9 protein-coding genes are annotated in these 6804 nt (G+C 70.1%); 7 read left to right on the plus strand and 2 right to left on the minus strand.

The annotated features are described in order from the left end of the window. Positions 1-24 precede the first annotated feature (24 nt). Entirely contained in the window at positions 25-252 is a 228-nt protein-coding gene (locus ACWGIG_RS07435) for a hypothetical protein (RefSeq protein ID WP_453320584.1), read from the minus strand. Positions 253-513: 261 nt separating this feature from the next. Between ACWGIG_RS07435 and ACWGIG_RS07440 the strand changes: the two genes are divergently transcribed. From ACWGIG_RS07440 to ACWGIG_RS07455, 4 genes are all read left to right on the plus strand, one after another. After that, positions 514-1167 carry a response regulator transcription factor gene (locus tag ACWGIG_RS07440; RefSeq protein WP_185026810.1) on the plus strand — a complete coding sequence of 218 codons (654 nt, stop codon included), beginning with the start codon at positions 514-516 and terminating at the stop codon, positions 1165-1167. Positions 1168-1174: 7 nt separating this feature from the next. Further along, positions 1175-2419 (plus strand): sensor histidine kinase, encoded by a 1245-nt coding sequence (locus tag ACWGIG_RS07445; protein ID WP_453320575.1) that lies wholly within the window; start codon positions 1175-1177, stop codon positions 2417-2419. Between the two features lie 402 nt (positions 2420-2821). Next, positions 2822-3118 (plus strand): DUF4193 domain-containing protein, encoded by a 297-nt coding sequence (locus tag ACWGIG_RS07450; RefSeq protein ID WP_185026814.1) that lies wholly within the window; start codon positions 2822-2824, stop codon positions 3116-3118. Positions 3119-3131: 13 nt separating this feature from the next. Then, the gene (locus tag ACWGIG_RS07455) at positions 3132-4106 is read left to right on the plus strand and encodes a hypothetical protein (RefSeq protein ID WP_453320576.1); all 975 of its coding nucleotides are present in this window, start codon (positions 3132-3134) and stop codon (positions 4104-4106) included. A gap of 62 nt (positions 4107-4168) precedes the next feature. Here ACWGIG_RS07455 and ACWGIG_RS07460 read toward each other — a convergent pair whose 3' ends face one another. Then, the gene (locus ACWGIG_RS07460; RefSeq protein WP_453320577.1) at positions 4169-4624 is read right to left on the minus strand and encodes a DUF3093 domain-containing protein; all 456 of its coding nucleotides are present in this window, start codon (positions 4622-4624) and stop codon (positions 4169-4171) included. Positions 4625-4773: 149 nt separating this feature from the next. Between ACWGIG_RS07460 and ACWGIG_RS07465 the strand changes: the two genes are divergently transcribed. The 3 genes from ACWGIG_RS07465 to ACWGIG_RS07475 are packed head-to-tail and all read left to right on the plus strand — an operon-like array spanning position 4774 to position 6729. Beyond that, positions 4774-5400 (plus strand): PaaI family thioesterase, encoded by a 627-nt coding sequence (locus ACWGIG_RS07465; RefSeq protein ID WP_453320578.1) that lies wholly within the window; start codon positions 4774-4776, stop codon positions 5398-5400. Then, on the plus strand, positions 5397-5963 hold the full coding sequence (dut, locus tag ACWGIG_RS07470; RefSeq protein ID WP_453320579.1) for a dUTP diphosphatase: 567 nt from the start codon (positions 5397-5399) through the stop codon (positions 5961-5963). Before ACWGIG_RS07465 ends, dut begins: the two co-directional genes overlap by 4 nt. 1 nt (position 5964) lies before the next feature. Beyond that, the gene (locus ACWGIG_RS07475) at positions 5965-6729 is read left to right on the plus strand and encodes a DUF3710 domain-containing protein (RefSeq protein ID WP_453320580.1); all 765 of its coding nucleotides are present in this window, start codon (positions 5965-5967) and stop codon (positions 6727-6729) included. The last annotated feature ends 75 nt before the right edge of the window (positions 6730-6804 follow it).

Here is a 6804-nt window from a genome sequence, read left to right on the forward strand (position 1 = left end):
CCGCGCATGCGCTTGTGGGTCGGCTCAGGCGGCCACGTCGATCGCCACGCCGTGCTCGGCGGCGATCCGGTGCAGGTCGTTGAGCTCTTCCTGCTCGACGTCCGCAAGGAAGTCGTCGCCGGCCTCGCGGGCCCGGGTGAGGTCCGACTCGGTGTCCTTTATGCGGTTCAGAATGCTGGTGGTGAAGGCGTCCATGTGTGCCCCCTCGTCATGGGTCGGTGGCACGGGGGTGTGCCGAGGGTGTGCGATCACGGGCACTCCCTCTGGCGGCGGAGCGGGCTGTGGCGCGCCAAATACGGGGCGTGATCGCGGGGTGTTCTGACGTCCTCCCCGCGCCGCACCTCAGGGAAACCTCAACTGCCCCGGGAATCATGGAAGTCGCCCTCGCCGACCGGGCCGGCAGCGCACCCGGGGAGCAGGTACAGGCCGCCTTACAGCCGGTTTACGGCCGAAACGGGCAGGATGGAGGTCCACACACCCTTGCCCGTCAGGGCACCAGAGGAAGGACCCGACGTGCGCGTACTCGTCGTCGAGGACGAGCAGCTGCTCGCCGATGCGGTGGCCACCGGACTGCGCCGGGAGGCCATGGCCGTCGACGTCGTGTACGACGGCGCCGCCGCCCTGGAGCGGATCGGGGTCAACGACTACGACGTCGTGGTCCTGGACCGCGACCTCCCCCTCGTGCACGGAGACGACGTCTGCCGCAAGATCGTCGAGCTGGGCATGCCCACCCGCGTGCTGATGCTCACCGCGTCCGGCGACGTCAGCGACCGCGTGGAGGGTCTGGAGATCGGGGCGGACGACTACCTCCCCAAGCCCTTCGCCTTCACCGAGCTGACCGCCCGCGTGCGCGCCCTGGGACGCCGTACGACCGTGGCGCTGCCGCCCGTGCTGGAGCGCTCCGGCATCAAGCTCGACCCCAACCGGCGCGAGGTCTTCCGCGACGGCCGGGAGATCCAGCTGGCGCCGAAGGAGTTCGCGGTGCTGGAGGTGCTGATGCGCAGCGAGGGCGCCGTGGTCTCCGCCGAACAGCTCCTGGAGAAGGCCTGGGACGAGAACACCGACCCCTTCACCAACGTCGTACGGGTCACCGTGATGACCCTGCGCCGCAAGCTCGGCGAGCCGCCGGTCATCGTCACGGTGCCCGGCTCCGGCTACCGGATCTGAGGCGCGGGTGAAGACCGTACCGGCGCCACCCGCAGCTCCTCCGAAACCCTCCTGGGACCCCCGGGAACCCGAGCAGGCCTTCCCCTGGATCCGCTCGACGATCCGGATAAGGCTCACGCTGCTCTACGGCGGCATGTTCCTGATCGCGGGCATCCTGCTGCTGTCGATCATCTACCTGCTGACCGCGCAGGCGCTGCGGGACGGGACGCAGCAGCCGGACTTCCAGGTCACCGGACAGAACATCCACTTCTCCAGCCCCACCTGCCCCGACCTGGCCGCGGCGCAGAACAACAACGAGCTGAACGCGGTGCTGCGCTCCTGCCTCGGCGGCCTGCGCCAGGAGGCCCTCAACGACCTCCTCAACCGCTCCCTGCTGGCGCTCGTGGGCCTCAGTGTCATCGCCTTCGCCTTCGGGTACGCGATGGCCGGCCGGGTCCTGTCGCCGCTGGGCCGGATCACCCGCACCGCCCGCCGGGTGGCGGGCACGGACCTGTCCCGGCGCATCGAGATGGACGGCCCGGACGACGAGCTGAAGGAGCTCGCCGACACCTTCGACGAGATGCTGGACCGGCTGGAGCGGGCCTTCACCGCCCAGCAGCGCTTCGTCGCCAACGCCTCGCACGAGCTCCGGACGCCCCTCGCCATCAACCGGACCCTGCTGGAGGTCCACCTCTCGGACCCCGGGGCCCCGGTGGAGCTCCAGCAACTGGGCAGAACGCTGCTGGCCACCAACGAGCGCAGCGAGCAGCTCGTGGAGGGCCTGCTGCTGCTCGCCCGCAGCGACAACCAGATCGTCGAGCGCAAGCCCGTGGACATGGCGGAGGTCGCCACCCGGGCCCTGGAGCAGACCCGCGGCGAGGCCCAGGACAAGGGCGTGGAGCTGCGCGGGGAGCAGGAGCCCGCGGTCGTACAGGGCAACGGGGTCCTGCTGGAGCGGATCGCGCTCAACCTGGTTCAGAACGCGGTGCGGTACAACGTGGCGGAGAATGGGTGGGTCGAAGTGACCACGGGTATGGAGCACGGACAAGCGGTACTGGTGGTCTCGAACACGGGTCCAGTGGTTCCCGCGTACGAGATCGACAACCTCTTCGAGCCGTTCAGGAGGCTGCGTACGGAGCGCACGGGCAGTGACAAGGGTGTAGGCCTGGGGCTGTCCATCGCGCGCAGCGTCGCGAGGGCCCACGGAGGCCGTATCATCGCGGAGCCCCGCGAGGGCGGCGGCCTTGTCATGCGCGTCACGCTGCCGGTGTGACACCCGGCCGAGGTACTTGGCGAAGCCGTCAATGTGTTCGCTTTAAGCGGAATTTTCGGGACGGAAACCCGATGGATCCGTGTGTGATCGATCACAGGTCGCACTTTCCGGTCACCCACTCTCCGTGATCACCAACCCTCCGTAAAACCGGGAAAAGTCCGGGTTTCCGGGGGGTGACATCACGGGAAGTACACGGGGTGGCGCACGGGCGGTGCGACATTCGGACCGTGTACGGTCCCGATCGCCATCCAAGACGATCACCCCGAGGGGTGCGTCCCAGGTGTCGATTGAGTAACAGACCTTGATGTGAGGCAAAATCTCCGCCTCAGGTCGGGCACAAGTCCGGCCTCTCACGCGTTACTGCGCTGGAGACACCGCAACCACCCAGAGGGGGAGAGCGACATGGCAACGGATTACGACACCCCACGTAAGACCGATGACGACCTCAACGAAGACAGCATCGAAGAACTCAAGGCACGGCGGAACGACAAGTCGAACACGACCGTCGACGTCGACGAGTTCGAGCAGGCTGAAGGCCTGGAGCTGCCCGGCGCGGACCTTTCCAACGAGGAACTGTCCGTCCGCGTGCTGCCCCGACAGGCCGACGAGTTCACCTGCATGAGCTGCTTCCTGGTCCACCACCGCAGCCAGCTGGCCCGCGAGAAGAACGGCCAGCCGATCTGCCGCGACTGCGACTAGGACGGGGTCGGCCGTGACTGGCGCGACACCGTTCAGGAAGCGGCCTTTCCGGCGCAAGAAGGCGTCGGAGGCACAACCGGGCGGTACCGGCCCGACGGACGTCCACGAGACGTCCGCCGAGTCCACCGCCCTCGTGCCGTCCTCCCACCGGGAAGTCTCCCAGCGGGATGACGGCGACTTGAGTGACGCCGCCGGCGCACATGACGGCGAGCAGGGCCTTCCGGCCCGGCTCGGCGACGAGAAGGGGCCCGTGACCGGGGCCCGGCGTCTGGCGGCCCTCAGGCAGGGTGTACCTGCTCTCAAGCAGCGCGTGCCTGCCCTCAAACAGGGCGTACGAAAGGGCGGGGAGGGCGCGAAAGCGGCTCTCGGCCACCTCACCGACCGGGTCATCGAGAACGCTCCGCGCGTTCCCGTCCGGGACCTGGCGACCCTGCGCAGGCAGTTCCCTGGGCTCGGCCCCGAGCAGCTCGCCGACAAGCTGGTGGCGGGTGCCTCCAACGGCACGTCCACCGTGGGTGCGGGCATCGGCGCAGCCGCGATGCTGCCCGTACCGCCGGCCATGCCGGCCGAACTGGCCGCGGAGGTCACCGGCGTCGCCGCGATCGAGCTCAAGCTCATCGCGGAGCTGCACGAGGTCTACGGGCAGCGCCCGCCGGGCAACCTCAAGCAGCGCACCATCGCCTACCTGGGCTCCTGGTCCGAGGAACGCGGCATCGACATCACCAGGCCGACCACGCTCAACGTGGCCCTCGGCGGGCAGATGAAGCGCGAGCTGCGCCAGCAGATCATGAAGCGCATGGTGCGGAACCTGCCGAACCTGATGCCGTTCATGGTGGGTGCGGCGGTGGGTGCCGTCATGAACCGGCGGGACACCAGGAAACTCGCCGAGCGGATCCGGGGCGACCTGCGTACGAGGCAGATCCCTTGGGACGCGCTGGAGCTGCCGCCGCTGGATCATGCGCGGGAGCTCAAGGAGCTGGAGGGGTAGCTCCCGCAGGCGGGTCTTCGCCTGCGGGTGCGTCGTGGCCGGTCGCGGAGTTCCCCGCGCCCCTAAAGGGCGCTTTCTGTCCTGGCGGCCGTGAGCACGTCTGCCAGGGCCTTGGGGTGGCGGGTGGAGAGGTAGAGGTACGGGGTCGGGTCGGACGGGTCGGTGACGGGGACCCGCAGTGCGGTGGGGATGTAGCTGCGCAGCAGCATGAAGGCGCGCAGATCCGCCTTGTGGGTCCGCCAGGCACGGGCCTCCTCGGCGTCCAGCACCTCGGCGTCGCCCAGCGCGGCCACCGGGATCCGGGCGTCGCCCGCGACCAGTGAACCGGCCACCACCCTGATCCGCACCGAGCCGTAACTGCTGACCAGCGCGCCCGTGAGGACGATCCCGCCGATCACTCCGCCCAGCATCGGCAGGGGGCCCACCGGCAGCAGGATCAGCCCGCCCGCGATCCCTACCAGCACGGTGATGAACCACCAGGAGCGGGGGGCGGTCAGGCGTTCTTCGTAGGACTGCATAACGCTTAGCTTGGCACGGCGCGACCTGCGCTTCCCTACGCGGGGCTGTGCCTTCCCGGGGGCAACCCCCGGACCCCCGGCCGGACAGGCAGCGCGCAGGGGTGGACCGAATGACTTCCGTGAGGCAAACCGAAGTAAGGTCTGCGCCTGTGAGTACTGAGAACCCCCGGGAGGCGACCGGCGGACGCCCGGCCGGCTCCGCGGCCCTGACGCCCCCGGCCGATGCCATAGCCCCGGTCCGGCACCCCGACGCGCCGGCCCCGGGAGAGCTTCTCGGCGCGCACTACGAGCACTGTTTCGGGTGCGGCGACGGCCAGCCGCACGGGCTGCACCTCCAGGCGCGGGCCGGCGAGGGACCCGGCGTGCGGGTCTCGGCGGAGTTCACCGTCAAGCCCGCCCACCAGGGCGCTCCCGGCCTCGCCCACGGCGGCGTACTGGCGACGGCGATGGACGAGACGCTGGGCGCGCTGCAGTGGCTGCTGCGGGCGATCGCGGTGACGGGACGGCTGGAGACCGATTTCGTACGTCCGGTACCCGTCGGCACCGTGCTGCACCTCGACGCCGAGGTCGTCGCCGTGCACGGCCGCAAGATCTACTCCACGGCGACCGGACGGATCGGCGGTCCGGACGGGCCCGTCGCGGTCCGTGCGGACGCCCTCTTCATCGAAGTCAAGGTCGACCACTTCATCGACAACGGCCGCCCGGAGGAGATCCAGGCGGCCATGGCCGACCCCGATCAGGTCAGGCGCACCCGCGCCTTCGAGGTGAACCCATGAGCCGTAACCCCGTAGACGTACTGATCCGCAGGGTCGACCCCGACGTGCCCCTGCCGTCGTACGGACACCCCGGCGACGCCGGGGCCGACCTCGTCACCACCGAGGCCTGTGAACTCGCCCCCGGTGAGCGGGCGGTGCTGCCGACCGGCGTGTCGATCGCGCTGCCCGACGGGTACGCGGCGTTCGTGCACCCGCGTTCGGGGCTCGCGGCCCGCTGCGGTCTGGCGCTCGTGAATGCCCCGGGGACGGTGGATGCCGGGTACCGTGGGGAGATCAAGGTGATCGTGGTCAATCTGGACCCGCGCGAGAGCGTGCGGTTCGAGCGTTTCGACCGGATTGCCCAACTGGTCGTCCAGCAGGTCGAGAAGGTGCGCTTCCACGAGGTCGCGGAACTTCCCGGCTCGGCGCGGGCCGCAGGGGGCTTCGGGTCGACCGGCGGTCACGCCGCGGTGGGTGGAGCCGCTTCCGGCGGACCGGTGGGCGGTTCGGTGAACGGCACCACGGATGACTCCACGGGTGGGAACTCATACGCTTCGGTCGTTGCCGACCGGGAAGGACAGTGACGTGTTCGGACGTCGCAAGAAGAGCGAATCCGCCGAGGACGAGGCGGGCGTGACCGAGCAGGTCGCCGACGCGGTCGAGGGCGAAGAGGGTACGGAGGGCGAGGTGCGCAGGTCCAACCTGCCGCCGGCGCCCCGCCCCGACGGTCCCTGGGACATCTCCGAGGTCTCCGAGCCCGGCGAGGGCCGGGTGGACCTGGGCGGCATCTTCGTGCCCGGAGTCGAGGGCATGGAGCTGCGGGTGGAGGTCGCGGGCGACGCGATCGTGGCCGCGACGGTAGTACTGGGCGACAGCGCAGTGCAGTTGCAGGCCTTCGCCGCGCCCAAGAAGGAAGGCATCTGGGGCGAGGTCCGCGAGGAGATCGCCACCGGCATCACCTCGCAGGGCGGAGTCATCGACGAGGTCGAGGGCCCTCTGGGCTGGGAGCTGCGTGCGCAGGTCCCCGTACAGCTGCCGGACGGCAACAGCGGCGTGCAGCTGGTGCGCTTCGTCGGCGTCGACGGCCCCCGCTGGTTCCTGCGCGGAGTGATCTCCGGACAGGGCGCGGTGCAGCCGGAGGCCGCGGGCGTGCTGGAGCACGTCTTCCTGGACACCGTGGTGGTACGGGGCGAGGGGCCGATGGCGCCGCGCGACCCGATCGTCCTGAAGCTCCCGGACGACGCGCAGATGGTCGCCGAGGGCGTCCAGACGGAGGACCAGGCGGAGTCCCGCTTCTCCGGCGGCATGGGACAGCTGCAGCGCGGGCCCGAGATCACCGAGGTGCGCTGAGGCGTTCGGCGGTCCTGCCGTTTGACCGTTTGCCTTTCGGGCCGGTGGCCCGCATCCCTCCAAGGGGTGCGGGCC

Source organism: Streptomyces sp. NPDC054863, assembly GCF_053610825.1.

Coding starts and splice junctions, on each gene's coding strand:
- dut (WP_453320579.1), top strand. CDS start 5,397: ATGAGCCGTAACCCCGTAGACGTACTGATCCGCAGGGTCGACCCCGAC.
- ACWGIG_RS07460 (WP_453320577.1), bottom strand. CDS start 4,624: ATGCAGTCCTACGAAGAACGCCTGACCGCCCCCCGCTCCTGGTGGTTC.
- ACWGIG_RS07450 (WP_185026814.1), top strand. CDS start 2,822: ATGGCAACGGATTACGACACCCCACGTAAGACCGATGACGACCTCAAC.